Here is a 25676-nt window from a genome sequence, read left to right as displayed (position 1 = left end):
TGTTGCTTGAAAAGAGAGATTTTTGTCACAAAAAACCATGAATCATTTCGATTCATGGTTAAGGTTAATCCAGTTTATTTATTCAGTAAGGAACTTCTCCATAAAGGTCGCTAACTCCTCATGACCTCTTTCTGAGAGGATACCACTTTTCGAGTATTCTTCTATTTGCGGATCTGTAACGTCAGGCCACTGTTGCCAATGGTTAGCATATAAAAGTGAGTTATTATCTGCAAATTCCTCTAGTGATTGTATTTGAGTTAAGTAAAAACTAGGATCTAGTAGTGGATTAGATGGGAAAATGATAACTTTTGCATTAGGTAGTTGATCATTCAACTGTTCTAAAAGAGCAGTTAGGTTTTCCTCAGACTGTTCAGTGGAAAGGACTGCGGAATTATCATTTAATGTTAGAGATTCAAAAAATATAATATCGGGGTTCGAATCAATGACTACTTCAATATCTGTTGAATTTAGTATTTCAGAAGTCGTTTGCTTCCCAATATTAACAATGTCATAAGTGATAGACAGGTTATTGTTTTCTAAAGTATGTACTAATAAACTGGGCCAATTTTCGGAATTATCTTCTTCATCTAAACTCGATTGAATAGCTTCTGAGCCCAAGAATGTAATTTTAAGTTCATTAGATTCTAGATTCTCATACGTATCACCAAGTATCCCACCGAATGATTGACTTTCTTCCGTCTCTATTATTTCATTTGATGAATTTGTGTTATTATTAGTAACGTCTGTTTGGGCGTTAGTTGCTAAATCATTGAGTTTGTTTTGATAAGATATGTATCCAAAAGCGATGATTCCAATTGACAAAATAATTGTTAAAACAAATGCTAAGTTTTTCAGGATGAACATTCCTTTCTGAGTATAAAGATCTAGTTTATTATATATCTAACGTTTCATTAAAGAAAGGGTTTTAAATAACACTCCATAAGAATACCGAGCACGGAATGTTTTAGAAAAGAAGGTGTAGGATTTTGTCTAATGTTACGATCTCTGTACTAGTTGTTACTAGAAACGAAGAAAATTATATTGCGGAGTTACTAAAAAAGCTGATTAATCAGACCTTAAACAGGGGGCAATATGAAATTATTATTGTTGATGGAGAATCAGATGATAAAACGCTAGAAGTAATAGAACCCATCTTGAAAGAGAACAAAGACTTTATTAGAGTCATATCCAATCCCCAGAAAACATTACCGCCTGGATGGAATTTGGGCATTAAAGCGTCTAGAGGGGACTACATCCTGAGAGTAGATGGTCACACATCAGTACCTAACGATTTTCTTGAGAGTTATATAAATCTAATTAATAGAAAACCGGAAGTGGATTGTGTAGGTGGGATCATCGTATCAAAAGGAGAAGGGTTTCAAGGCAAAATTAATGAATACGTGTATTCCCATCGATTTGGTGTTGGTAATTCCAAATTCCGGACGACAAAAGATGTATGGGAAGGCTTTGTTGATACTGTGCCTTATGGAGCCTACAAAAAAGAAGTGTTCGAAACAGTTGGTTATTTTAATGAACATCTAAAAAGAAATGAAGATATTGAATTCCATAAACGTATGAAGGACAAAGGCGGACAATTCTATCTATCAACGTCCATCCAATCCACTTATTATGTAAGACCTTCACTTAGAGGCTTGATTAAAAAGTCGCTAGGTGATGGTGTATGGAACATTATGGCCAACCGAGTCAGTTCAGGGAGTTTAAGGCGTCGTCATAAAGCCCCATTATACGCCTTTTCACTAGGAGTTCTAGTTACAATCGCAGCAATACTCAACCCTGTAGCAAGGTGGTTTTTTCTAAGTATGATTATACTTTATCTATTTGCAGCTGCTGTATCTACGGTTGAGTTAGCCAAGAAAAATGGAGTAAAGTATTTTATACCAGGTATTTTCACATTTTTTTGTCTACACTTTTTTAGAGGTTTCGGGAGCTTTTCGGCACACTTTAGAAAAGAATATTGGGTAATTAAACTGAAAAGCGTGCGGGAAAGTGACAAAAAGTTTAATTGATGATATAACATTGTAAGTAAAAACTCCAAACTAAGTTAGGTTGAGATTTAATGAGAGAAATTTTTCGATATAAAGAACTCCTTTATTTTCTTGTGCATAAGGAATTACGTGTAAGGTATCGTAATACATTCTTCGGCTATTTCTGGACATTACTAGAACCATTAGGTCTGATGTTAATATTTACGTTAGTATTCATGGTGATTGCTAGAGTTTCAATTGAGAATTATACGCTTTTTCTAGTCTCAGGTTTAATCCCATTTATGTACACTCAGCATTCTGTATCAAGAGGTACGAAAAGCCTTACAGGGAATGGATCATTAATTAAGAAAATTTATTTTCCTAGAGAACTGTTCCCGTTAACGATAACATTTTCTAGCTTAGTAAATCTGTTAATATCTTTAGTTTTAGTTGCTGCATATTCACTCTATATTAATGGTTCAATACCGCTAGTTGGATTAGCGGTTTTACCATTGGTGATTGTTTTACAAACCGTACTTTTATTGGGTATTGTATTTATATTCTCATGTGTAAATGTTTACTTTAGAGATGTCGAGTTTATAGTTGGTTTATTAATGAGAGGATGGATGTATTTATCTGCTGTGATGTATCCACTTATTCAAGTTAAAGAACAATTAGGTGGTTATTTTATCCTATTTCAGCTTAATCCTATGGTAACCATTTTAACAATTTATCGCTGGATTTTTCATGGTGGGGAACTTACACCATCATGGGGAATGATTACTTATACAGTCATTTTTTCATTATTCATTTTCTTTGCAGGCTGGAAATTCTTTAAGATAATGAGTAAAAAGATTGGAGAAGTTATTTAATGACAAGTGCATTAGTGGTTAAGAATGTTAAAAAAGCTTTTAGAAAACCAACTGAAAAAACGTTAAAAGGACAATTAATCTCTTTATTTAAAAAAGAAAAAACAATAGATAAATTCCAAGCTTTAGAAGATGTATCGTTCGAAGTAAAAAAAGGTGAAGGATACGCAATAATAGGAAAAAATGGTGCTGGGAAGAGTACTTTGTTTAAAGTGATTTCTGGTGTAATTGTTCCAGACCAAGGCACGATCGAGTTACATGGGACTTTGATGCCTTTAATTGAACTAAGTGCAGGGTTGAGTGGTGACCTATCGGGTTTAGAAAATATTAGATTGAATTGTGCAATATATGGTTTGAAAAAAGAAAAAATACAAGAAATTCTTCCCCAGATTGTGGAGTTTGCAGAACTAGACGAATTCATAAACACACCCGTTAAATTCTATTCTTCTGGTATGAAAGCAAGGTTAGGATTTTCAATAGCTGTCCATATTGACACTGATATTGTGTTAATTGATGAAGTGTTAGCTGTGGGTGATAAAGATTTTCGAGAAAAGTGTAATAAAAAGATGATCGAAATGAAAAAAAGTGGAAAGACAATTGTTATTGTTTCACACAGCATGGGGCCATTAAAAAAGATTTGTGACCGTGCTATTGTATTAAAAAAAGGGAAGGTTGAAGCAGAAGGAGATATAATCGATATGATTAAATTGTACGAAGCAAAATAGATGAGATAAATAACCTTTAGATAAATAATCTAAAGGTTATTTATCTTCAAAAACTATCTTTTATATTTTAATTACTAATGTTAAAGGACTAAAGCTAGAGATAATATTAGTAAATTACTAATATTACCATAGTTGCTACGGAGTAGGTATGATAGCATACTTATTAATGTAACGTTCAAAGGAGAGAAGGTAGTATGTTAAGCGTCCAAGAAATAAATTGGGATGGGGAATACTTACGAGTACGATTACAAATTTCATCTCAAATAAAAAATATTAATCTAATCGCAAAAGATGTTAATAGCATTAATCTTAACTGTGATATAACAAAAACAAATGATTTTTTGGAAATTATGGTGTCTAATATTGAATTAAAGAAATTAAAAATAGGAGAATGGAAGCTATATATAAGCTATAGAAAAAGGTTCAAAAACCAAATTATACCATTATCTTATTTAAATGCACCACTAGCTTCACAATTTACAAGGCATCTAAAGCCGATCATCAATAAAAAGAATACAAGTGCAGTCTTATTTATTAACAATAATCACCAGTTAGAGATTCATGTTGCGGATTATTTAACGATTCTTTCTACTAGTTTCCAGAGAGTGCACTTTTCATATTCAATATCAGAAGTGGAATACATCGATAATAAGATTTGCTTCTACACTCCCGAGACTTTATGTGATTACTATGATGAAGCACTTTTAGTTTTTGAGGGAGAAGAAACGAATAAACACGTTAAAGTTGAGCTTGATGAAACACAAAAAGGCTTTGTAGTCAAAAAAAAGGACTTTAGTAAATTAAAATCAGAGCAATCTTTTAAGGGTTACTTAATTATAAAAATGGGTTCATTAATTAAGATTATTAATTTGAATGCTATAGCGTTAGAACGAGAAATCGATCTTAACCATAAGTATAAACTTGATCTTTTTAATCCAAGTGAATTTGTTTTTAAAGTTAAGTTAAAAGAGGAAGCTTATAAAAATCAAACGTTACGCGGTGAGTTATCAGTTGAAGACTTTAAAATTGAAGGACAAGAGATAAGCTTCGTTTTTAATAAAGAGGCAATTCATTTTTCTCAAGACTATTCATTCTATTTAAAGAAAAGAAGGACACCAGATAAAGTAGAACTTAAGACAGAATCGACTTACCTCGATAATAATCATGTAAGATTAACTCTTAGAATTGACCAATTTCAAGATCCATTAAATTTAAAAGGCAGATGGGATTTGTTTGTAGACATTCAGCATTCAGAACTATTTAGTGAAAGAATGAGGGTAGGATCCTACAATTTGAATGGATTAAGTCACTTCGAGAGTATGTTTGATAAGATTCACCTAACAGACGAGGTTGTCGTAGCGCCATATCTAACCACTGATAACGAATACTCATTTGTTTTTGCTCAACAAGTAGATTACTACAAGGAGAAGTACAGAATCTTCTCATCTTTAAAAAATGTGAAGCTTTCAAAAAAAGGAATATTAAATTTAACAGTTGAAGTAAAATCAAGTGAATCTTTCACTTATGATGTAACAAAACTAATAGTGAAATTAAGAAAAAGTGATGAAGTACGTGAAATTCCAGTACAGCATGTAAAGTATGAAGGGAATAAAAAGATTGTTTCTATAACAACCTCAATCGATGAGTTAAATCTAGAACAGTTCTATTGGGATTTTTATATGGAATATAAGGTTGAAGAGTCAGCATTGTTCTCAAAACGACTTAAGAATACAAATAAACTTATCGCCAAAAAGTTAAAACATGGTGCATTTACTAGTACGTATACAACAAAAGAAGGCTATTTGGTTTATCCGTATATTACAAGGGACCAATCAGTAAGTTTAACGTATAGGTTAAAAGGAGAATTTGAATCAAATAAGCATAAGATTATTGAGTACTTAGCCTTTTTATCGTTTAAGTTAAAGCTAACTAAAAACAAAAAGAATCAAGTTTGGTTAATCCATGAAAAGTTATCAGAAACAGCACAAGATAATAGCTTTTACTTCTTTAAGTATTGCTATGAGAATAGACCAGAAAAAGATGTATACTATGTTATTAAAGAGGGATCTGAGGATGTAAATAACTTAGCGCCATACATGGATAGAGTTGTGTATTTTATGTCTTATAAACACATCAAACTGATTCTTGAGTCTAAATTAATGATATCATCTGAAGCTAAGGGACACGGCTACGCTTGGCGAGTATCACAGGGTCCTATCAGAAACTATGTAGATAAAAAGAAATATGTATTCCTTCAACATGGAGTCTTGGGTTTGAAAAAAGTAGATTCTACATTTAACTATAGAGGAGCGAACTCTGCTGAACTCTTTGTAGTCTCTTCAGAATTTGAAAAAAAAATCGTTCAAGAACATTTCGGTTATCCTGAAAAAAGACTTATTGTCACTGGTTTAGCAAGATGGGATGTATTGAAAAATAAAGTAAATGAGCGTAAGGAAATTATTTTTATGCCGACGTGGAGAAATTGGTTAGAGGAAGTTGATGAGGGTCAGTTCTTAAATTCGCAATACTATCGTTCTTATAATGATCTGCTAAACTCAAAAGAACTGGTACAAACATTAACAACCAATAATTTAACTTTAAATTTCTACGTACATCCAAAGTTTATGCCTTATGTAAAAAATTTTTCCTCGGAGGACTCCAAAATAAAAGTACTTCAATTCGGGCAGGATCGTATCAATGAATTAATAATGCGATCACACATGCTGATTACTGATTACTCAAGCGTAGCTTGGGAAATGTACTATCTAAAAAAACCTGTTCTTTTTTACTACTTTGATCTTCCGAAGTACATGAAGTATCAAGGAGCGTACATGGATATTGAAAATGAACGATTTGGAGATATGGCTAAAACACCTAATGAATTAATACACCTCATTAATTCATATGTAAAAAATGGTTTTAAAGAGAATCCTACCTATGCTGAGAAACGTGAAGAATACTTTAAGTATGTAGATAACTTAAATAGTGAGAGAATCTTCAGTGAAATAGTAAGTCGAGAAAAATAGAAGTGTACGAAAAAAGAAGTAGACAGAGAGCTGTCCACTTCTTTTTTTATTTTTTTGATAGAATAGAGTTATACAAGTTAGACCAATTGTTAACAAAAGTATCTTCATTGAATTCAGTAAGCATAGACTCATTCGCGTTTAGTCGTAGCTTTGTTAACAAATTATTGTCACGGAGTAATTCAATCATTCTGTCGGCTAATTGCTCAATGTTTTTATTCTCAACTAGAAGTCCATTCATTCCATCTTTAATAATATCACTTGGACCATACTTTAAGTCGTAACTAACAACAGGGCAGCCATTAACAAGACTTTCTAATAGGACTAATCCAAAACCTTCGTAATCACTAGTTAAGATAGAAAAAGCAGCCTCTTGATAGTAGGTAGAAGGATTATGAGAGAAACCAACCATTTCAACATTATCTTCTACTCCTAATTCCACTATCAGATTCTTAATATTGTCTTTGTTTTCTCCATCCCCTACTAAAACAAGTTTAATGTCTGGAATCTCCTGTTTAGCTTTAGCTAAGGCTTTAATTGCATGATCATGAGATTTTTGCGCATTGAGCCTTGCTACCATAACAATTTTTTTTGGATCGTACAATTGTACTTTAGGGATTTCTGAACTAATACTTTGAAACGCATGTGGAATAACAGCTATATGGTCTTTTTTTCCTATTATTTTTTCTACATCTTGACGTTGTTTGTGTGTAAGAATAACCATTCCATCCATTTTGTCAACAGAGTTCAGCATTACTTTATGATTATTGTTGTATGGGGAGTCGGCATTGTTAGGATCTTCTAAATGCATTGTGTGCAGCACAAAAATTTTGTAGAGATTTTCTTGTGAGTAATTCAGTACCAATTTATCTATAGAACGGGCTTCAGCTATCATGAAGATAGGACTTTTGCTTTTCTCAAGCACGCAATCAAAGAAGTGGTGCTTTAATTCATCTTCTGAATGCAAAATTTTTAATGTTTCTCCGTTCTCATTAAAACGTATGATTCTTAATAATTTATTCTTTTTTTGTTCGTCATTCCACTCAAACCATTTAGAAAGATAACATGTTCCATCTGGTCGATAGTAAAGTTCTTGACGAGGTTTCCGATTTAAGTAATCGTTATAAACAACTCTGGATAGGTAGCCTTTATTATCAAATTCTTCAGTTTTATAACAATATCTATTTTCATTAAAGTAGTCAACTTTAACTAACTCATTGTTATCAGAATACTTCATATACTTAATGTAAAGCCCATTCGTATATAGCCTGTATGCATTTTTGCTTTTTTCAACGTTATAATTATCCATATCTGTAGAGTGTTCTACTTTAGGCAATTCTGTATTGGCTTGGTTTTTAAAAAATTCATAGAGATTTAAAATTTGTATTCCTTCATTTATCTTCTTTTTTGAATATAGTTCCTCTTCAAGGCTAATGTAATGAGATGGATCAAATCTTAATGTAAGTATCTTAGTTTTTTGTCCCTTATGTTCGTAAAACAATCTTGCTCTTTGCAACATTGCCTGATTTAAACCCGTTATATTTTCAACAATTCTATTCACTACAAAAATGTTTGTACATTCTGGGAAATTAGTATTCATTGGATTTTCCTTTCAAGATGCTGAGTTTTCAACCATCATTTTTCATTAGTGGTTATTACAATATTACCATATTAAAATGAATACGTTAATCATGGAGAGGCTTTACCACATTGTTTCTAAATAATAGAGATAAAGGTTGATTTTTTCATATGAGTATTTGTTTAGCCCCGTTTTTTATTCAACTGTGAAGTTTTAATGGAAATTGTAAAAAAGAAGATGTTTTCTGTAAAGACTGTGTTAAAATAACCCTTAGACTATGAATCTAGGGGTTATTTATATGCTAAATATCTTTCCCAATAAGTTTGCTCGAGGTTTCACGATTTGTGTAGATCTTTTCATTATTATTATGGCATATGTTTTAGCTTTTACTGTGAGATATGAAAGCACAGCGCCACGCAATATTGAAGCCTTTATGTCCGTTATACCATGGATCTTGCTAATTAGTGTTGTTTTTATTTGTATATATGAGGTAGACCGACTCGTTCAATATGATGTTTGGGACATTATACGTAAATTAGCTGTGTCTTTAACTTTTATTATGTTGTTAACGATGACTGCTTCTTTCTTGTTTCGAGAATTTGCACTACCGCGACTTGTTATTATACTGGCACATGTGTTTGCATTTGGGTTGATGCTGATCTGGAAAGTATTGTACACAAAATATAACCAGCTCTCAAAAAAAGGTAAGCTAATGTTTATTGGAGCAGAATCTGAGTTTCATGAGATGGAAGACAATCTTTCTCAATTCCTTTCAAACAATGGGAGAGCTAAATATTATGATATGAAGTCAAGTGTTCAGCAACTTAAAACACAACTTTTAAATTATGATTTTATCTTTTTAAGTTCCTCACTTGAAGATGAGAAAAAGAATCGAATTATTTTCCATGCAATGAAAAACAATAAGCTTGTTTATATTGTACCAACAGTCAATGAATTACTTGTGATGAATACATCAGTCACAACACTCGATGATACAATGGTAATGCAGGTGAAACCATTTACTCTTTCTGTGGCACAGTTGGCCATGAAACGTCTCATGGATATTGTATTATCATTAGCGATCCTAGTGGCAACTTTACCTGTTTCATTAATAGCTGCAGTTGTTATAAAAATTGAAGATGGAGGATCGATCTTCTTTAAGCAAGAGCGAATTGGTAAGGATCATAAGCAATTTCACATTTTGAAATTCCGCTCAATGGTAGAAAATGCTGAAGAAAAAACCGGTCCTACGCTTGCTCAATCTGGAGATAACCGAATTACTAAAATTGGACGTTTTATGCGAAAAACACGAATCGACGAACTTCCTCAATTACTTAATGTATTAATTGGTGATATGTCCTTGGTAGGACCAAGACCGGAGAGGGATTTTTTCGCTGACCAATTTCAAAAGGATAACAAGTGGTTTAACTATCGAAACACTGTTAAGCCTGGGATTACCGGTTACGCTCAAGTTATGGGGAAATACACAACAAATGTAGACAAAAAGCTTAAATTTGATTTGCATTATATTCGAAATTACTCCATTTGGCTTGATTTTATTATTCTTCTTAGAACTATACTTGTTGTTATTAATAAGGCAAAGTCTGAAGGAGAAGTTAAAAAAACGAAAAAAGTGGGTATCTTTACCAAGAAGCAAGAAGATTTTTAAAGAGCCACAGACCTCTTGTTACTTTCAGTGACAGGGGTTTCTTTTTGAATAGGAGAGTAAAGGAGAACATCATGAGATCAATAATAGAACGATTAAAACAATTTCCCCTGGCTAGAAAGATCTCTACATCCATAATCGTATTCTTATCTCTTCTTCCAGCTCAAAAAAAAGTCGTTATGTTTGAGAGCTTTTCAGGGAAACAATACAGCTGTAATCCAAAAGCAATATATGAGTACATGGTTGAGCACGCTAAAAACTATGATTTATTTTGGAGTGTAAATAAACAAAATAAAGCTTTATTTGAGGAAGCAGGTATTCCTTATGTTGAACGATTTTCTTTTAAGTGGTTCGTTAAAATGGCTCGAGCTGGCTTTTGGGTGACAAATAGCCGTATGCCTTCATGGATACCTAAACCTGCACATACCACTTACATTCAAACCTGGCATGGAACCCCTTTAAAACGGTTAGTAGCTGATATGGAGGAAGTGCATATGCCAGGCACAGATCGAGAAACATATATTAAAGGATTTCATGAGGAAGCCATAAATTGGGATTTTCTTCTATCGCCTAATAAATACTCCACAGATATTTTTAAGCGAGCATTTCATTATCAAGGGGAAGTGCTTGAAATGGGCTACCCTCGAAATGATGACCTTGTAAACAGAAATAATGATAAGGATATTAGTGCTTTAAAACGGAAATACAATCTTCCAGAAGATAAAAAAGTAATTTTATATGCTCCGACCTGGAGAGATCATGAGTACTATAAACCCGGCAAATACAAATTTAAGCTACAGCTTGATTTAAATGTAATGAAGAAGGAGTTAGGTGATGAATATGTCATCATCTTACGAATGCATTCATTTGTATCTGAGAGTTTTGATATAAAAGCCCATAGTGACTTTGTTTTTGATTTTTCGTCTGGAGTAGATATTACTGATCTTTATTTAATGAGTGACGTCTTGATTACCGACTATTCATCTGTTTTCTTTGATTACGCAATCTTAAAGCGACCAATGATTTTCTATACGTATGATATCGAACTATATCGAGGGAAAATAAGAGGGTTTTATTTCGACTTGGAAGAGGAAGCTCCGGGCCCTATAGTTATGAATACGCAGCAGATTGTCAGCGAAATAAAAAAAAGTGATCAGATTCCTCACCCAAATCTTCAATCATTTACAGAACGATTTTGTTATTTAGACAAAGGTTATTCTGCTAAAGAGACAGTTGAACGCATATTTGAGTAATCAAACTGAGCATCAGAAAGAAGGAGTTGTCACCTTTGTCATCCGAAAAATTATCCACCTTTTTCTTTGATTCCAAAGAGATCATTGATCTAAGACGTCAAGTACAACCATATAGTCCGAAAGAAGACTTGTGGTCGTGGTATGTCTTAAGAAGAATGTCAATTTACATTACATTACTGTTCAATAAATTGAAATTTTCTCCAAATACAGTTAGTTGGTTAAGTTTGTTTTTTGTTTTGTTGTCAGGGTTATGTATGGTATTAGCGACTCCGACAAGTTTTGTGTTAGCTTTCTTCTCATATAACATTGGGTATCTGCTTGATTGCGTGGATGGAGAACTAGCTAGGATGACAAATAGAACTTCGAAACTTGGCTACTTCATCGATATGTTAATTAGAGCCGCGACGTTGCCTGTATTTATTTCATTTATTATTGCGTATTTGGTTCTAACAGATTATTTAACTGTACCGAATTGGGGTCTGATTCTTTTATATCTTACGGTTATTAGCATTGTAATGTCTCTCCTGTTGCCCTTATCATACGATCTTACTCATGCAAAGATGGAACAGGAAGATCCAGTACAAAACATTAGAAATAAGTCTATTCTTTTTGAATTTACAGGGTTTATTTTAGGTTTACCTGGTTTTTTTGTAACTGTTATACTAATGCTTTTACTGAGTTATTATACAGTCTATTCCTTTGTAGAATATTATCTGCTTTTCTTTATTGCTATACTCATCTTAAAAGTCTTTTTAAGGTTCGTTATTACAGTGAAAACTTTTTCTAAATAGGTGAAGCCTCTATGAATACCATTGATCCAAAAGAAGGATTAAATATAAAATCTGCTAAGGTCTCTATTCATAAAATAAATATGTCTAACGGAATTCTGCATTTAGATTTTTCGGTTCGTTCGATAAATAAAGATCAAGATTTCACATTTCTTAGTCTGAAATTAATTAAAAGAGATAACAAGGAAACAATGATTACACTTCCTGTTACAGTAAAGTCTTCAGGTCAACAAAAGTGCCGATTGAGTAGTCATATCCTGTTATCTGAGTTGCCGCTTGATTCTTTTTACTGGGACTTTTATGTGAGCATTCAAACGTCATCTATAAACGTGGAAGACATTCGTGTGATATGTGATCACTATCTTATCCTTAAAAAGTTAAGACACCTTATGACTACATTTACTGCGATAACGGATCAGAATTATATGATCTATCCTTATGTTACTGTAAACGGTGGGCTGAGTATTACCTATCGAAAAAAGGGTGAATATGAAGAACCAAAGCATAAGATAATGGAGTATACGGCTTATTTCTACTACCATATTATCTATAAATTTATCCCTAAACCTTCAGTGTGGCTAATTCATGAGAAATTCTCTGAGACTGCGCAAGATAATAGTTTTTACTTTTTTAAGTATTGTTATGATAAGCATCCCGAGAAAAAGGTTTACTATGTCATAAAAGAAGGCACTAAGGATGAAAAACAACTCACACCTTACAAAGACAAGGTTATTTATTTTATGTCATTCAAACATCTTTTGCTTTTAATATCATCAAAGCTCATTATTTCCTCAGAAGCAAAGGGGCACGGATATGCATGGAGAGTATCGCGTGGCGTATTTAAAAAAGTAATCACAGCTAAGAAGTTTGTTTTTTTACAACATGGTGTTCTTGGATTAAAAAAAGTCGACTCCACATTTAATTACAATACTCAAAACTCAGCAGAGTTGTTTGTGGCTTCGTCAGATTATGAAAAAGAAATTATTAAATCTAACTTTGGCTATAAAACAAATCAGATCATGGTCACCGGACTTGCAAGATGGGATGTTCTTGTAGATAAATCTCAACTAAAGGGTGAAAATGAGCAAAAAGAAATATTACTTATGCCTACGTGGCGGAATTGGTTAGAAGAAGTGGAAGAAGAACAATTCATACGTTCGGATTATTATCAAGAGTATAATCAACTACTACAATCACCCATTCTTCTTGATTACTTGAAAAAAGAAAACCTATTATTGAATTTTTATGTTCATCCGAAATTCATGCCATATGTTTCCGCGTTTGTTCAATCAAATGGACATATACGAGTTATGGAATTTGGTGATGAAAGTGTAAATGAGCTGATAATGCGCGCGAGTCTATTAATTACTGATTACTCAAGTGTTGCTTGGGAGATGTACTATCAATCAAAACCAGTCATTTTTTATCACTTTGATTTGGAGAAATACAATCAATACCAAGGCAGTTATATGGATTTTAACAAGGAACTGTTTGGTGACGTGGCATATACGAATATGGAATTAATTGATAAACTTAAACATTCTTCAAAACTCGGATTTAAGGAAAAAGAATCTGATCTCAAAATGAAAAAGAACTATTTTAAATTCATTGATCATCAAAATAGTCAACGCATCTATAATGAAATTATTTCGTTAGAAAAGAGGCTTTCGAAAAGAAAGCTAAATGTATCGGGACTCATTTTGAATTCTGATATTCTTAGAATTTCTTGGAGAAGGTACAAGCATAATACATGTGTTAAATGGCTAATTCATAAGTTAAGACGTGTACGAGCCAGAGGATGATTGGAGGAGATGTGTCATGAAGAAGGTTTTAACTTATGGGACCTTTGATTTGTTGCATAAAGGACATATTAATCTTTTAAAGAGAGCTAAAGACTTAGGTGATTATCTAATTGTAGCCATCTCAACGGATCAGTTTAATGCGTTAAAAAATAAAGAAGCTTACCATGATTTTGAGAGCCGCAAGTTAATTGTCGAGGCTATTCGATATGTCGATAAAGTTATTCCTGAAGAAAACTGGGACCAAAAACTATTGGATGTAAGTAAATATAACATCGATATATTTGTAATGGGTGATGATTGGGAGGGGGAATTTGACTTTCTAAAAGAACGATGTGAAGTTGTTTATTTGCCTCGTACATCAGGAATTTCCACTTCTAAAATTAAGAGTGAATTGTATAAACATGAAAGTAGTTAAACTTGCGTAAATTTAAAGATTTTGTCATTTAATGAAGTATGATATGATAAACAATATTGGAAATGTAACCTAGGAGGCAAACCATGAAAAAAGTAAGAAAAGCTATTATTCCTGCTGCGGGACTTGGTACTCGTTTTCTTCCTGCAACAAAAGCTATGCCAAAAGAAATGCTACCAATTGTCGATAAGCCGACAATTCAATATATTATTGAAGAAGCGATTCAATCTGGCATTGAAGACATCATTATCGTAACAGGTAAAGGAAAGCGTGCAATTGAGGATCATTTTGATCATGCGTTTGAATTGGAACAGAACTTGATTGAGAAGGAAAAGTTTGAGCTTTTGGAAAAGGTTCAGGAAGCTTCTAAGGTTGATATTCATTACATTCGTCAGAAGGAAGCAAAGGGCCTTGGGCACGCGGTTTGGTGTGCACGTAAGTTTATCGGGGATGAGCCGTTTGCTGTACTTTTAGGTGATGATATTGTTCAGAATCAAAAGCCGTGCTTACAGCAGCTGATTGAGCAATATGATGAGACTGGTTCTTCGATTATTGGAGTTCAGCAGGTGGCTGAAGATGTGACGGATCGTTATGGTATTATTGATCCAATTAGCCAGGACGGGCGCTTATACAAGGTAAACCAGTTTGTAGAGAAGCCAAAGCTTGGAACGGCTCCATCGAACCTTGCTATTTTAGGTCGTTATTTGCTTACGCCTGAGATCTTTACATACCTTGAAGATCAACAAACAGGTGCTGGTGGTGAGATTCAATTAACGGATGCCATTCAACGACTAAATGAAGCTCAACCGGTGTTCGCCTATGATTTTGAAGGGAAACGTTATGATGTGGGCGAAAAGCTTGGTTTTGTCATGACCACTCTTGAGTTTGCGATGCAACGTGACGAGTTAAAGCCTGAGCTTATTAAGAAAATGAAGGAATATCTTCAACTAGAAGATATTTTAAAGCCTTAATATAAAGTGGATATGAGGATTGTTAATTCTCTGTAAACACTGTAAAGATACCGCGCCTCCCTCAACTGGGAGGTGCTTTTTTTTCGTTAGGAGATTCTGCTACAATCAGTTTGTGACCATACTGGGTGATATAGGTTGTTTGTTAGAGGAGGAAGTCGGTTGTTAGCTAGACACGCGTTTGCTTATTTACTTTCCCACGGAATTCCGGCATTGGTCGGATTTGCAGCGATTGCTGTGTATACGAGACTGTTAACGGACGTTGAATACGGTCGATATGCGTTGGTTTTTGCCATCGCTGCCATGATAAATGCTGTGGTCTTTGAATGGCTGAAGGTGAGCTTGCTTCGCTATTATCCGCAGTACCAGGGGAAGCGATCTTTTTTAGATACGGTGAAACTCTGTTTTCTGGCACTGGCCTTCTTTAGTGCTGTGGCAGGGTTACCCCTTTATTTTCTATTTGAAGGGCTTGGATGGATCCATATTGTGTTAGCTCTTGTTCTTTCATGGTGTCAGTCCTGGTATCAGATGAATTTGAATTTACTTCGCTCGGAGTTTAATCCTAAGCTTTACGGGTATCTTTCGTTCCTGCGTTCTGTATTGGCCTTGGCCTTTGGGGTGCTTCTAATTGTGGCTGGTTATGATGAACTCGGACTGCTGTGGGGGTTAATTATTGCATTTGTTGTGACGCTCGCTTGGCCAACCTATAAAAAATGGGGATTAGGTCTGCGTCTGACGTCCTATGACCCTCTTATTGTTAAAGGGTTTGCGGGGTATGGTGTACCTCTTGCCTTAACTTTGTTGCTTGGAGTGGTTATTCATAACTCGGATCGCTTTATCATTAGCGCGATGCTTGGTGTCGGGCCAAATGGAACGTATTCGGCCACGTATGATTTAACGGAGCAAACGATTTTTACATTAATGCTTGTCATCAACTTAGCGGCGTTTCCTCTGGCTGTTCGAACGATGGAACAGAAGGGTGAGAAAGAAGCGTTAGTTCAGGTTAAAGAGAATACAGGCTTGCTTTTATTGATTGCCTTACCAGCGATGGTTGGGTTGCTGGTTCTCACTCCTAATGTAGTTGGTTTGATGTTAGGAGAGAGCTTTAGAGAAGAAGCCTTGCTGATTATGCCAATTATTGCTGTCGGAGCTTTCTTAAAAGGGATTAAATTATACGCAGTAGATATTATCTTTCATTTACATAAACGAACGTCTATTCAAGTGATTCCTGTGTTTCTTGCAGCTGTATTAAATGTTGTATTCACTATTTTGCTTATTCCTGAATTCGGATTACAAGGCGCTGCCATAGCAACGGTGATTGCGTATGTAGTAGCGATTGTGCTAAGTCTTGTTTTTATGAATCTTTCCATTCGAGAATTTCCATTCCCAGGTAAAGATTTTGTTAAGATTTTGTGTGCGTCATTTATAATGGGTGTCGCACTCTGGTTCATGCGGGAGCAGACAGGAATCGTCTGGTTGTTCATACAAGTTGTACTTGGATTACTGATCTATGCAGTATTCGTCTTGGCATTTGATGTATTAGGTGTAAGAGCTGTCGTTCAAAAGCGATTAGTCACCCGGAAAAGAGGATAGAGATATGAAGAAGATTGCGTTTATTTTATATTCCCTTGAAGGGGGAGGAGTCGAGCGTTTGACTCTTCACTTGATTAATGGATTGCTTGATAAAGGGTATAAAGTCGATTTGCTTGTTGTGCAGTTAAAGGGTGAGTATGTGGAGGAGATTCCTGAAGGTGTGAACCTCATTCATCTAGATAAGGCTAACTTACGTTCAAGTTTGCTTGCAATACGTAGTTATTTAAAAGAACACCAACCAGATGCTCTTATTTCTGCGAAGGACTACATTAATTTAATTGTGTTAGCTGCCAAGAAATTAACACGTGTGAAAACGAAGATCATCGTAAGCAGCCATGTCAATATAACGGAGCAGGCGCGAAGGCTTCCACAATTTAATCATGTAAAGCGCGGCATATCGCTGATGTATCGTTTTGCTGATGACATCGTCTGTGTGTCAAAAGGGGTAGCCGAAGACATTCGAGAGGTTTCTCGTGTATCAAGTGAAAAAGTACATGTGATCTATAATCCCATTGTGACACCTGAATTACTTGAAAATGGGGAAGAATCGGTTCATCATCCTTGGTTTGATGAGGGGAAACAGGTTCTTGTTTCAGTTGGCAGACTTCATGTTCAAAAGGATTACCCGACTTTGCTTCATGCCTTTAAAAGAGTGTGTGAGGAAAAGGAAGTCAGGCTTCTTTTGGTAGGAGATGGTCCGGAGATGGGATCACTGCAAGAGCTTGCCAAAACGCTTGAACTTAACGATGTAGTTGATTTTGTTGGGTTTAAAAACAATCCTTATCCATATATGAAGCAAGCGGATCTATTTGTCCTTTCATCTGCATGGGAAGGGTTTGGCAATGTGTTAATTGAAGCGTTTGCGATGGGTACAACGGTCGTTGCGACTGATTGTCCAAGTGGACCTGCTGAGATTCTTGAGCACGGAAGACTCGGAACGCTTGTACCTGTTGGAGAGGTAGAGAAGATGGCAGATGCGATCATATATGCTTTGGAGCATCCTCAGCAAGAGGAGCTATTAAAGGAAAGAGCCTCTACCTTTTCCATTGAGAATTGTGTCACGGCCTATGAACGTTTATTTTAAAAGATAGATGGGGGATACGATATGTTAAGTATTATTGTTCCAACACTTGGTACAAGGGTAACTGAATTAAATCGGTTATTTGATAGTCTAGAAAATCAAACGAGCCTTGAATTTGAAGTTATTGTTGTATCACAGGATCATCATGAGGACGTCGCAGAACTGCTTTCTAAACGTTCATTTTTACATAATCAGGTAAAGTTATCCAAACGAGGCTTGTCCTATGCGCGGAATGAGGGATTACAAGTTATAAAAGGGCGATACGTGACCTTTTCGGATGATGATTGCTGGTATCCTGCTCATGCGGTTGAAAAAGTGGAGCGTTTTTTCTCTCAACATCAGGCGCAAGTTGTTTGTTTTCAAATTTTTGATCCAACGTCAAATCAAACGTATAAGTCTTATCCATCAGAGGAAGCGAATCAGGTGCGTTCAAGGGATCTGTTTCGAAAGTCGTCTATTGAAATCTTTGTTGATACGCAAACTATCGATCATGAATATTTAGCTTTTAATGAAAACTTTGGTCTTGGCGCACAACACCCTAGTGGAGAAGAGAACATCTTTCTTTTTGCCTTGCACAGAGCTGGTTACACCATTAGTTATGTGCCTGCAGTGAATGTGTATCACTTAAAGCCAACTCAAGCATCACGATTAGATGAGAGAACGATGATTAGTAAAGGAGCATTGTTTGCAGCCTTGTACCGAAAGCCCATTGATATTATTCTACTCACCGCCTTGTTTGCTAAAAAGATTCGTCATGTTAAACGCCCCCTTCAAACCTATGCAAAAGCAGTAGCACTAAGCTTTTCTGAAAAAACAGCGAAATGAAGAAAAGACAGAGTCAGAATATAAAAACACGAATATAGCAATCCATCCGCTCCAGGAGAATCCCTCCCTTTCCGTGGGTACGGCCTCAGCCCCTTCCGCGGAAAAAACACCGCTACAGTGTCTTCACCACGTACTTATCCACAGGAGTGTCGGGTTCTCCTTCCGCTCGTTTTGTTAAAAATACGAATGGCGAATGATTCAATCGTAGAATCATTCGCCATTTTTTATGTGATTTGCATTATGTCTTTCATTCTATTTCTTTATGTATGTTACTCAGGAAACTCAAGAGCAGCTAGCTTGAACTCTCCATTTTCTTCCGTCCATTTTGTGTAATAAAGCAACTCTCCAGTAGGATCATAGCGGTAAAGTTCATCGTCGTAGCGTGTATATCGCGTTTGCTCGTTCTCACTAATGATGTCTCGTAACTGATTAATAGCTGTTTCATCGATCGGTTGATCAGATAGCATAAGCTGATTAAAGGTATCGGTCGTAAATGACTCGATGTTATTACGGACGTACTGATCGCCTTCCATTGTGCTTCTAATGACTAAAGGCTCTTGTCCACATGCACTTAAGAAAAGTAGAGAAGATAGGATTGTGATACCTATTCTATATTTCAACAGACTTGCTCCCTTCATATAGGTTCGAATTTAAGTATACTCACTTTTTACATGCATGCAAGCTGGCCTCATTTCGTTTGTAAAGAAGGTAAACAAGCACAAGGTAGCGGTTAAATCCTTTTGTTTCGGCAAAGCTATAGATAGTTCATGTGAACAAGGTTTGATAGGAATCTATATTTTATACCTATCGAGACGAGATCTTTATGTAATCTTTACGGTCGCTTAACAAAAGTGGTAATTGTAGCGTGCTATGATGATGACAGCCTAAAAAGACAAGGAAACCCAGACTATGATGACACAACTAAAAAACAGCATACAACCTTATCATTCAAAAATCCAAACTGTCGCCTTGCTGATTCTGGCTTTCTTTGCACCGTTTGCAGTTGTTAGTCAGTATCAAAAAGCGTTGCCAGTCGCTACATCCGTTCTTACGAGTTTTATTGTATTATGTTTATTACTTCTCGTTTGGTTCTCAGAGTGGAAACCAACGAAAAAAGGATCGAACGCATTAACAGAACCAAATAGTTGGGTTATTTGGGCCCTGTTAGTACCTGCTTTAGTTGCTGTAGGTGCAGCCACATACAATCTGACTTATATCTTATCGCAAGAGTTTGTCCAATACTATCAGCAAGCAATGCCGCGAAGGATTGTGAATGGTAGTATTTATATCGGAATCATGATGATGTTTCTACTGCTAGTAAAAAGAATGACTAAAAGTGAGCTTGATTTGATTGGAAAAGCTTATTTATCTGGTGTTGGGGTGTTAGTCCTCTTTGGTATTTGGCAGTTCCTTCATTTAGCGATTGGGTATCCAATGCCCGATCTCCAAACAAGATCAGCGGTACATAGTGTACAGTCCGAGGTGCTCGTTAACTTTAGGTTAACGTCTTTGACCGAGGAGCCAAGCTTTCTTGTTCCTTTTCTGATGGATGGTTTAATTATTGGTTTTATGCTTTTTAAACGGAAACGTTCCTATGTATGGCAGTGGATGCTGCCCGTGGTGTTTGTTCTATTTTTTTCCTTCTCCATCAGTGGATATGCAAACTTATTAATGGTTGCACTATTTGCTTTATGGATCATGATCACGTCACGAAAGATTCAGTGGAAAAACATCGTGCCAATTGCAGGCGCATCACTTATACCTTTAGGTCTATTGATTTGGTGGAAGTGGAGCCTTGTATTGGAGCTTATGATGCCAATTATCGGGCGCTTTGATGTTCTATTTGACGTAACGAATCATAGCCGCCTTTATATGCTGGTGTATCCCTTTGTCTGGATGTTTGACTATTCGTGGGTGAATGCACTCTTTGGTTTTGGGCCAGGAAGCTATGGGTTTTTAGCCGAAACGAAATTTCTAGCCTACGGTTCTAAATTGAGTGCAACATCCAATAATGTGTTTGTAGACTTATTATTTGAACATGGAATTATTGGAGGCGGTGCGTTTCTTCTTGCATTTATCCTCTTTTTTGCTCACTTATATAAAAGGCGTAATCAACATGTGTACTATCAATACGCAGTGGTTCTATGGTTTCACTTAGGCATCACTTCACTTTATCGCTCCGACTTTGTCTCACCACGATTTTGGGTAATTGTTATGATTACAATTCTGTGTGCAGAGCTTGGAAAACGTAGGGTGCTTGAGAAAAATGAGTTCACACATGAATCATTGAGATAAAGAAAGGTTGGGGTGAAACAATGAAAATTTGTATCGTTGGAACGGGATATGTAGGGCTTGTTTCAGGCGTCTGCTATAGTGAAGTTGGTCATGATGTGACGTGTGTAGATAAGGACACTAAGAAAATTGAACAGCTTAAACTGGGCCGCTCTCCTATTTACGAGCCTGGAATTGAAGAATTACTCCTATCGAATCAACAAAAGGGGCGTCTGCTTTTTACGAATAATCTCGCTGATGCGATGCGGGAAGCAGAGCTCATTGTCATTGCCGTAGGAACACCAGCTAATGAAGATGGATCAGCGAACCTTTCTTTTATAGAAGCTGTGGCGAGGGAAGTAGGGACTCATCTTACATCATATAAAGTGATCGTAACGAAAAGCACGGTACCAGTTGGAACAGGGGAAAAGATTAAAAGCTGGATCCGGGAGTATTGTGGTAAAATGGCATTTGATGTTGCGTCAAATCCTGAGTTTTTACGTGAAGGATCGGCTATCTATGATACGATGAATATGGAACGAGCAGTCCTTGGGGTTGAATCAAAACGAGCGGAAGAGTTATTAGTAGAGCTCCATCGCCCCTTTGATACAAACATAGTCATTACAGATCTTGCAACATCTGAAATGAGTAAATATGCAGCAAACGCCTTTTTAGCGACCAAAATCAGCTTTATAAATGAAGTGGCAAATGTATGTGAGCAATTAGATGCCGATGTCACAAAGGTCGCGGAAGTGATGGGACTTGATCCGAGAATTGGTTCGGCCTTTCTTGGAGCAGGCATAGGGTACGGTGGATCGTGCTTCCCTAAAGATACTCAAGCGTTTATCCAAATGGGAGAACGGGCGGGGTATTCACTTAAAATTGTTCCTGCTGTTGAGAAAGTGAATTTTGAACAACGGGAACGACTGGTTCGGAAAATGAAGCGTGCCTTTGGTGGTGCTGGATTAAAAGAGAAACAAATTGCCGTACTAGGATTGGCATTTAAACCAAATACAGACGACATGCGTGCTGCACCGGCTCGTGATATTATTCCAATGCTTATGGCTGAGGGAGCAAATGTAGTTGCTTATGATCCAATTGCTATGAAAGAGGCAGCTAGTTATTTGCCTCATGTGACATTTGCAGAGTCATGGCGCGAAGCTGTTTGTGGTGCCGATGCTGTGATGTTTATAACAGACTGGAAAGAATTCAAAGATCTTAATTTAAACGAATTAAAAAATGAATTAGCATCGCCTATTGTAGTAGATGGGAGAAATCTGTTTGAGCCACAAGTAATGAAAGATCTTGGCTTTTATTATGATTCTATTGGGCGAATGAAAATTGAATTAGAGGGAGAGAGTTATGAAGGTACTTCTAACAGGGGGAGCAGGCTTCATCGGCAGAAACTTAGTTGAAGCGTATCTCAAACGTGGTGATCAAGTGGTTGTGGTAGATCGCAAAGCCGCGGACACAGAATTCGAATGGTTAAATGAATGTACAGTGTATGGTGTAGACATACGCGCGGAAGAATTTATAGAGATTGTAAAAAAAGAAAAACCAGATCTCATTAATCATCATGCCGCACAGATTGACGTACAATCGGCTATTAAAGACCCGTTAAATGATGCATCCATTAATATTTTGGGTACGATTAACGTGCTTGAAGCATGTCGTGCGGTACCTGGATGTCGATTAATCTATCCGTCATCTGCAGCAATATACGGGACACCGGAATATTTGGGAGTAGATGAAGAACACCCGATTCGTCCATTATCCATGTATGGGATCTCAAAATATAATCCTGAGGAATATATCCGTATCTATGCCACATTATACGGGGTACCATATACGATCTTCCGTTATGCAAATGTGTATGGAAGATACCAGGATCCTAAAGGAGAGGGCGGCGTGATCTGTGTCTTGATGAATAGCGCGCTGAAAAAGCAGTTGTTCACCATATTTGGAGATGGTGAGCAAACAAGGGACTTTGTCCATGTATCTGATATTGTTCAGGCAAATCTTCTAGCAAGTGATGAATCGTACAATGATGTATTTAATATTAGTACAGGAAAAGCAACATCTTTACTTGAAACCATCGATTTAATGGAGCAGGTAGCAGGGTTCCAACTTGAGAAACAAATAAAAGATGAGCGTAAGGGAGATATTAAACATAGTTATTTAACCAATCATAAAGCAAAAGCTCAAATGGGCTGGACACCACTTATGGATATTAAGAAGGGCTTGGGGGAGACCTACTCTTTTTATCAATAAGCGAGTGTGGGGATAGATTACACGTAGAATTCGTGTAATCTATCCCTTTTTTTACGACCTGAGGAGGGAACATCAGAGATGAGGAAATGGTACACGATACTTTGGATACCACTTGTTCTTTTATTTATTAGTGGATTCTTTTTTTTAGATAAAGATACAGAGATTGGACATTCAGTTCCAGGTGAACAACCTACTGTGACAGTGAATGAGGAAGACATCATGGCTATTCGATTAAGTCATGAAGCAACGCGATTTAAAGTAAAGCAACTTGAACAAGTTAACCTAACCGAAACCCAAATGGAACAAGAGTTACAACCTTATATGGAAGAAAAAATGATCAAGCAATTGAAACAATGGGTTCAAGGATTAGAAGTTGCAGCAGTTGATGCACTGATAACGACTGATACATCAAAGTCTCCAATCATTGAAGATGAATACCAAGAAGGTGAAGTAACCGTTACATGGGAGCCTAATAAAACCTCTCGTTATGACTTTACTTATTCTAAGCCTGGAGATCAGTGGCTGTTAGAGAATATCTCAAAGGGAGTAAGATAATGGAAGCCTTAGTATCTGTTGTAACACCTGTTTATAATTCAGAGAAGTTTCTAGAACACACCATCCAATCAGTTCAGAAGCAAACATATCCGTATTGGGAGCTTTTCTTAATTGATGATGGATCTACGGACAGCAGTGTAGAAATTGCGCGTAGCTATGCTAATAAGGACTCTAGAATTCAAGTCGTTCAATTAAATAGTAATCAAGGAGCAGCAGGGGCAAGGAATGAAGGAATTAATCGTGCAAATGGTAAGTATGTAGCTTTTTTAGATAGTGATGATCTTTGGATGCCCGAAAAGATTGAAAAGCAGCTTATGTTTATGGAGGCTAATCAGTATGTTTTTAGCTTCACCAGTTACCGAATTATGAAGGAAAACGGAGAACTACGAGACAAGGTTGTACCAGCTCCTGAAGTCATTACGTATGATCAATTATTAAAAAACACGATTATTGGATGTTTAACGGTTATGTTAAATATTGACGTGTTAGGAAAGGTACAAATGCCAACAATAAAAACAAGGCAGGACTTTGTTTTGTGGTTAACCATTTTGAAAAGTGGTTATCAGGCGTACGGACTTGACATGGAGCTTGCGTGCTACAGGAAAGTATCAACCTCTATTTCAAGTAACAAGCTTAAGACCGCTAAGCGGAATTGGAGTATTTACAGAGAAAATGAGGGTCTCCCTTTTTGGAGGGCATGTTATGTTTTTGCGAGTTATGCTTGGCACGGTTTTAAGAAATTGTAAACGAAATGCTTGTTATTCTAAACCCTTAGTTAAACGTTTGTAAATCTGCGCACAGTGCCCATTTGCTTTGCTATTGTGTGGGTATAGAGTAGCATCACAAAAAAGAATCATCAGATAAGGTACGAAAATTGGGTTGAGGTGAATCAGAATGCAGATGTATATAATAGGGTTAATAACAGCATTTATTGTGACAATCGCAACCGTTCCGATCGTCATTGTACTCGCAAAAAAATGGGGATTTGTTGATAAACCAGATCATAGGAAAGTACATAAAGGAAATATGCCGAGAATTGGCGGCATAGCGATGATGATTGGTGTAGCTGCTGGCGTAGCTGTTCTTTGGCCCGAGCTTGGAGAAGCCCAAAATGACATGTTATTTTTAGTCGGTGGTGCGTTGATTCTTGCCACTGTTGGCCTTGTAGACGATAAGTTTGCATTAGGGGCAAAGACTAAATTTGCTGGTCAAACACTCGCGGCCGTTTGCGCAGCTTCTTCTGGAATCAGAATTGAATTTATTCAGATTCCGTTTGTCGGCAATCTTGAGTTTGGATTTTTGAGTTTTCTTGTTACTGTTTTATGGATTGTGGCCATTATCAACTCTGTGAATTTGATTGATGGGTTAGATGGATTAGCAGCTGGTGTAACGACAATCGCCGTATTAACGATGTTAGTCATGGCTCTTGGTCATCCAATTGCTTATGCCAGTGTTATTGTGCTTTCATTATCCTTACTCGGAAGTACAACTGGATTCTTGTTCTATAACTCCTATCCAGCTAAGATTTTTATGGGAGATACAGGTTCCATGTTTTTAGGGTATGCAATGGCCGTCATCTCGATGATGGGATTATTTAAGAGTGTCACCATGTTTAGCTTGATTGTTCCGTTGCTCATCTTAGCAGTACCATTAATTGATACAACCTTTGCAGTTATTCGTCGCACGCTCAATCATCAAAGCATCGGAACACCAGATAAAGGCCATCTACATCATTGCTTGCTTGCGATGGGATTTGGTCACCGTAAAACCGTTTTTATCATTTATGGAATTTCGTTCTTATTTGGAGGAGTTGCGGTGCTGTTTTCTCAAACAGCAAACTGGGTTTCCCTCGTATTCCTTGTCGTCATCCTTTTTGGCATCTTAATGTTTGCTGAAGGAATTGGTCTCATTGGAAAGCAACGAAAACCATTACGAAAAGCATTGGGGAAAATGCAACTTGTTAAGAAGTATGAGTGAAAAAAAAGGCTGGGTGCTTTGCATCTCAGCCTT

22 protein-coding genes are annotated in these 25676 nt (G+C 36.3%); 19 read left to right on the top strand and 3 right to left on the bottom strand.

Going from position 1 to position 25676, the window contains the following annotated elements; genetic code table 11:
- Nucleotides 1-78 precede the first annotated feature (78 nt).
- The gene (locus tag ACQKKO_RS00890) at nucleotides 79-864 is read right to left on the bottom strand and encodes an SGNH/GDSL hydrolase family protein (RefSeq protein WP_498643384.1); all 786 of its coding nucleotides are present in this window, start codon (nucleotides 862-864) and stop codon (nucleotides 79-81) included.
- Nucleotides 865-986: 122 nt separating this feature from the next.
- Here ACQKKO_RS00890 and ACQKKO_RS00885 point away from each other — a divergent pair, with 122 nt between their 5' ends.
- The 4 genes from ACQKKO_RS00885 to ACQKKO_RS00870 all read left to right on the top strand — a co-directional run bounded on the left by ACQKKO_RS00885 (nucleotide 987) and on the right by ACQKKO_RS00870 (nucleotide 6605).
- Complete coding sequence (locus tag ACQKKO_RS00885) at nucleotides 987-2027, top strand: glycosyltransferase family 2 protein (protein ID WP_498643382.1); 1041 nt, start codon at nucleotides 987-989, stop codon at nucleotides 2025-2027.
- Nucleotides 2028-2077: 50 nt separating this feature from the next.
- The gene (locus ACQKKO_RS00880) at nucleotides 2078-2857 is read left to right on the top strand and encodes an ABC transporter permease (RefSeq protein ID WP_498643380.1); all 780 of its coding nucleotides are present in this window, start codon (nucleotides 2078-2080) and stop codon (nucleotides 2855-2857) included.
- Nucleotides 2857-3579 carry an ABC transporter ATP-binding protein gene (locus ACQKKO_RS00875; RefSeq protein WP_498643378.1) on the top strand — a complete coding sequence of 241 codons (723 nt, stop codon included), beginning with the start codon at nucleotides 2857-2859 and terminating at the stop codon, nucleotides 3577-3579. The genes ACQKKO_RS00880 and ACQKKO_RS00875 overlap by 1 nt, the downstream gene beginning before the upstream one ends.
- Nucleotides 3580-3773: 194 nt before the next feature.
- Entirely contained in the window at nucleotides 3774-6605 is a 2832-nt protein-coding gene (locus ACQKKO_RS00870; protein WP_498643376.1) for a CDP-glycerol glycerophosphotransferase family protein, read from the top strand.
- Nucleotides 6606-6651: 46 nt separating this feature from the next.
- Here the strand turns inward: ACQKKO_RS00870 and ACQKKO_RS00865 are convergent, their stop codons facing one another.
- Nucleotides 6652-8202, bottom strand: a complete 1551-nt coding sequence (locus tag ACQKKO_RS00865; protein WP_498643374.1) for a glycosyltransferase — start codon at nucleotides 8200-8202, stop codon at nucleotides 6652-6654.
- 277 nt (nucleotides 8203-8479) lie between these two features.
- Between ACQKKO_RS00865 and ACQKKO_RS00860 the strand changes: the two genes are divergently transcribed.
- The 9 genes from ACQKKO_RS00860 (at nucleotide 8480) to ACQKKO_RS00820 (ending at nucleotide 18569) form a co-directional block, all read left to right on the top strand.
- Nucleotides 8480-9850 carry a sugar transferase gene (locus ACQKKO_RS00860; protein ID WP_498643372.1) on the top strand — a complete coding sequence of 457 codons (1371 nt, stop codon included), beginning with the start codon at nucleotides 8480-8482 and terminating at the stop codon, nucleotides 9848-9850.
- A gap of 71 nt (nucleotides 9851-9921) precedes the next feature.
- Nucleotides 9922-11100 (top strand): CDP-glycerol glycerophosphotransferase family protein, encoded by a 1179-nt coding sequence (locus ACQKKO_RS00855; protein WP_498643370.1) that lies wholly within the window; start codon nucleotides 9922-9924, stop codon nucleotides 11098-11100.
- Between the two features lie 35 nt (nucleotides 11101-11135).
- Nucleotides 11136-11891 carry a CDP-alcohol phosphatidyltransferase family protein gene (locus ACQKKO_RS00850; protein WP_498643368.1) on the top strand — a complete coding sequence of 252 codons (756 nt, stop codon included), beginning with the start codon at nucleotides 11136-11138 and terminating at the stop codon, nucleotides 11889-11891.
- An 11-nt stretch (nucleotides 11892-11902) separates the two neighbouring features.
- Nucleotides 11903-13690, top strand: a complete 1788-nt coding sequence (locus ACQKKO_RS00845) for a CDP-glycerol glycerophosphotransferase family protein (protein ID WP_498643366.1) — start codon at nucleotides 11903-11905, stop codon at nucleotides 13688-13690.
- 16 nt (nucleotides 13691-13706) lie between these two features.
- Nucleotides 13707-14105 (top strand): glycerol-3-phosphate cytidylyltransferase, encoded by a 399-nt coding sequence (gene tagD, locus ACQKKO_RS00840; RefSeq protein ID WP_498643364.1) that lies wholly within the window; start codon nucleotides 13707-13709, stop codon nucleotides 14103-14105.
- 83 nt (nucleotides 14106-14188) lie between these two features.
- Nucleotides 14189-15073, top strand: a complete 885-nt coding sequence (gene galU / locus ACQKKO_RS00835) for a UTP--glucose-1-phosphate uridylyltransferase GalU (RefSeq protein ID WP_498643362.1) — start codon at nucleotides 14189-14191, stop codon at nucleotides 15071-15073.
- A gap of 159 nt (nucleotides 15074-15232) precedes the next feature.
- Complete coding sequence (locus tag ACQKKO_RS00830) at nucleotides 15233-16663, top strand: oligosaccharide flippase family protein (protein WP_498643361.1); 1431 nt, start codon at nucleotides 15233-15235, stop codon at nucleotides 16661-16663.
- 4 nt (nucleotides 16664-16667) lie between these two features.
- A complete protein-coding gene (locus ACQKKO_RS00825; protein WP_498643359.1) occupies nucleotides 16668-17747 on the top strand; it encodes a glycosyltransferase in 1080 nt (359 codons plus the stop codon).
- A 21-nt stretch (nucleotides 17748-17768) separates the two neighbouring features.
- On the top strand, nucleotides 17769-18569 hold the full coding sequence (locus tag ACQKKO_RS00820) for a glycosyltransferase family 2 protein (protein WP_498643358.1): 801 nt from the start codon (nucleotides 17769-17771) through the stop codon (nucleotides 18567-18569).
- A gap of 269 nt (nucleotides 18570-18838) precedes the next feature.
- On the opposite strand, the gene ACQKKO_RS00815 is transcribed toward ACQKKO_RS00820, so the two are convergent.
- A complete protein-coding gene (locus ACQKKO_RS00815) occupies nucleotides 18839-19189 on the bottom strand; it encodes a hypothetical protein (protein ID WP_498643356.1) in 351 nt (116 codons plus the stop codon).
- 289 nt (nucleotides 19190-19478) lie between these two features.
- On the opposite strand from ACQKKO_RS00815, the gene ACQKKO_RS00810 reads away from it, so the two are divergent.
- From ACQKKO_RS00810 to ACQKKO_RS00785, 6 genes are all read left to right on the top strand, one after another.
- Nucleotides 19479-20864, top strand: a complete 1386-nt coding sequence (locus ACQKKO_RS00810) for an O-antigen ligase family protein (RefSeq protein ID WP_498643354.1) — start codon at nucleotides 19479-19481, stop codon at nucleotides 20862-20864.
- 20 nt (nucleotides 20865-20884) lie between these two features.
- Nucleotides 20885-22255: a UDP-glucose dehydrogenase family protein gene (locus ACQKKO_RS00805; protein ID WP_498643352.1), complete on the top strand. Its 1371-nt coding sequence runs from the start codon at nucleotides 20885-20887 to the stop codon at nucleotides 22253-22255.
- Nucleotides 22203-23111, top strand: coding sequence for an NAD-dependent epimerase/dehydratase family protein (locus ACQKKO_RS00800; RefSeq protein ID WP_498643350.1), 909 nt, complete (start codon nucleotides 22203-22205; stop codon nucleotides 23109-23111). The genes ACQKKO_RS00805 and ACQKKO_RS00800 overlap by 53 nt, the downstream gene beginning before the upstream one ends.
- A 78-nt stretch (nucleotides 23112-23189) precedes the next feature.
- Nucleotides 23190-23666 (top strand): hypothetical protein, encoded by a 477-nt coding sequence (locus tag ACQKKO_RS00795; RefSeq protein WP_498643348.1) that lies wholly within the window; start codon nucleotides 23190-23192, stop codon nucleotides 23664-23666.
- Nucleotides 23666-24412 (top strand): glycosyltransferase family 2 protein, encoded by a 747-nt coding sequence (locus ACQKKO_RS00790; RefSeq protein ID WP_498643346.1) that lies wholly within the window; start codon nucleotides 23666-23668, stop codon nucleotides 24410-24412. Before ACQKKO_RS00795 ends, ACQKKO_RS00790 begins: the two co-directional genes overlap by 1 nt.
- A gap of 148 nt (nucleotides 24413-24560) precedes the next feature.
- Nucleotides 24561-25643, top strand: a complete 1083-nt coding sequence (locus ACQKKO_RS00785) for a glycosyltransferase family 4 protein (RefSeq protein WP_498643344.1) — start codon at nucleotides 24561-24563, stop codon at nucleotides 25641-25643.
- Nucleotides 25644-25676 lie beyond the last annotated feature (33 nt).

The sequence above is a fragment of the Alkalihalobacillus sp. NPDC127517 genome, from assembly GCF_050276055.1.
Classification (GTDB): domain Bacteria; phylum Bacillota; class Bacilli; order Bacillales; family Bacillaceae_D; genus Alkalicoccobacillus.
Note: the sequence above shows the minus strand (reverse complement) of the source record. Positions and strands in the feature narration are given on the sequence as shown.

Bases quoted from the DNA above. Each gene is read 5' to 3' on its own strand.
- tagD (WP_498643364.1), top strand. From the start codon at position 13,707: ATGAAGAAGGTTTTAACTTATGGGACCTTTGATTTGTTGCATAAAGGA.
- galU (WP_498643362.1), top strand. From the start codon at position 14,189: ATGAAAAAAGTAAGAAAAGCTATTATTCCTGCTGCGGGACTTGGTACT.
- ACQKKO_RS00880 (WP_498643380.1), top strand. From the start codon at position 2,078: ATGAGAGAAATTTTTCGATATAAAGAACTCCTTTATTTTCTTGTGCAT.
- ACQKKO_RS00890 (WP_498643384.1), bottom strand. From the start codon at position 864: ATGTTCATCCTGAAAAACTTAGCATTTGTTTTAACAATTATTTTGTCA.
- ACQKKO_RS00785 (WP_498643344.1), top strand. From the start codon at position 24,561: ATGCAGATGTATATAATAGGGTTAATAACAGCATTTATTGTGACAATC.
- ACQKKO_RS00790 (WP_498643346.1), top strand. From the start codon at position 23,666: ATGGAAGCCTTAGTATCTGTTGTAACACCTGTTTATAATTCAGAGAAG.
- ACQKKO_RS00795 (WP_498643348.1), top strand. From the start codon at position 23,190: ATGAGGAAATGGTACACGATACTTTGGATACCACTTGTTCTTTTATTT.
- ACQKKO_RS00825 (WP_498643359.1), top strand. From the start codon at position 16,668: ATGAAGAAGATTGCGTTTATTTTATATTCCCTTGAAGGGGGAGGAGTC.
- ACQKKO_RS00845 (WP_498643366.1), top strand. From the start codon at position 11,903: ATGAATACCATTGATCCAAAAGAAGGATTAAATATAAAATCTGCTAAG.
- ACQKKO_RS00860 (WP_498643372.1), top strand. From the start codon at position 8,480: ATGCTAAATATCTTTCCCAATAAGTTTGCTCGAGGTTTCACGATTTGT.
- ACQKKO_RS00820 (WP_498643358.1), top strand. From the start codon at position 17,769: ATGTTAAGTATTATTGTTCCAACACTTGGTACAAGGGTAACTGAATTA.
- ACQKKO_RS00865 (WP_498643374.1), bottom strand. From the start codon at position 8,202: ATGAATACTAATTTCCCAGAATGTACAAACATTTTTGTAGTGAATAGA.
- ACQKKO_RS00805 (WP_498643352.1), top strand. From the start codon at position 20,885: ATGAAAATTTGTATCGTTGGAACGGGATATGTAGGGCTTGTTTCAGGC.
- ACQKKO_RS00870 (WP_498643376.1), top strand. From the start codon at position 3,774: ATGTTAAGCGTCCAAGAAATAAATTGGGATGGGGAATACTTACGAGTA.
- ACQKKO_RS00810 (WP_498643354.1), top strand. From the start codon at position 19,479: ATGATGACACAACTAAAAAACAGCATACAACCTTATCATTCAAAAATC.
- ACQKKO_RS00855 (WP_498643370.1), top strand. From the start codon at position 9,922: ATGAGATCAATAATAGAACGATTAAAACAATTTCCCCTGGCTAGAAAG.
- ACQKKO_RS00875 (WP_498643378.1), top strand. From the start codon at position 2,857: ATGACAAGTGCATTAGTGGTTAAGAATGTTAAAAAAGCTTTTAGAAAA.
- ACQKKO_RS00800 (WP_498643350.1), top strand. From the start codon at position 22,203: ATGAAGGTACTTCTAACAGGGGGAGCAGGCTTCATCGGCAGAAACTTA.